Genomic DNA, 1,015 nt, shown 5'->3' with positions numbered 1-1,015 from the left:
GTCTGTAATTGAGCGTTTTCTTGCGCTTCAATAGACCGAAATTAGCATTTTTTAGCACCTCTCTATTTTTATTGCTTAAGAATAAGTCTTTATTCCTGATTCTTGCAGCGCAGCGGTCTTGATGCTAACCTCAAAACGGAGATTTTGACTCCTTCACTCTTTCCCTCTTTAATTTTTTGACTTTCAACTAACACCAACAAAAAAAGCATTCCGAATTTCGGAAAACCGAAACAGGAATGCTTTAAATTATTTTGGGAATGAGCTATCTATTCTTTGCTCTCTCCCTCATTTGCTTCATCTACTTCAGTAGCTGGTACTTCATCTGCTGCAACTTCGTCTTCATCTTCTTCGTCTTCAAGATCTTCAACAATATTACGTGAAGTTCTAACCTGACAAATTACCGTGTTGTCCGGATGCTGAATTTTGAAATCATCACTTTCAACAGCAGTTACATAAAGCTTCTGTCCAATCTTAAGTTTGGTAACATCTGCTTCGATAAAATCTGGTAAATCTCCAGGAAGGCCTTTTACCTTTAAACGACGAAGGTTATAACGTAAAACCCCACCGTTTTTAACCCCACGAGGAATTCCAACAGTATGAATTGGAATTTCCATAGTAATTGGAGTGTCTTCAAAGATTTCATAGAAATCCATGTGCAGAATAGCATCTGTCACAGGATGAAACTGAATATCCTGAAGTACAGCGTTATACTTTTTACCACCTTCCAATTGAATTTCCACTGTGTGAACATCTGGTGTGTAAATCAGGTTCTGGAATGCAATTTCCTCGGCAGCAAAGTGTAAAGGCTCCTGCCCTCCACCATACAATACGCAAGGAACCTGTCCAGCATTACGTAAGGCTTTTGTTGACTTCTTGCCTACGCTTTCTCTTTTAGATCCGTTGATCGTAATTGACTTCATTATTATTAAATTTTAGGCTGCAAAAGTAAATCTTTTTTCGGTTCTATAAAAAGTTATTGTTTAAAAGTTTGGAGGGGTTTTAGTTGTGAATTGTT

1 protein-coding gene is annotated in these 1,015 nt (G+C 37.6%); it reads right to left on the bottom strand.

Annotated elements, in window-relative coordinates; genetic code table 11:
* Positions 1–266: 266 nt before the first annotated feature.
* Positions 267–920 (bottom strand): 50S ribosomal protein L25/general stress protein Ctc, encoded by a 654-nt coding sequence (locus RM545_RS17435; RefSeq protein WP_311496562.1) that lies wholly within the window; start codon positions 918–920, stop codon positions 267–269.
* Between the last annotated feature and the right edge of the window lie 95 nt (positions 921–1,015).

This window comes from Autumnicola lenta, from assembly GCF_031846515.1.
In the GTDB taxonomy this organism is placed as follows: Bacteria; Bacteroidota; Bacteroidia; order Flavobacteriales; family Flavobacteriaceae; genus Autumnicola; species Autumnicola lenta.
This window is presented reverse-complemented; position numbering and strand designations above follow the sequence as displayed.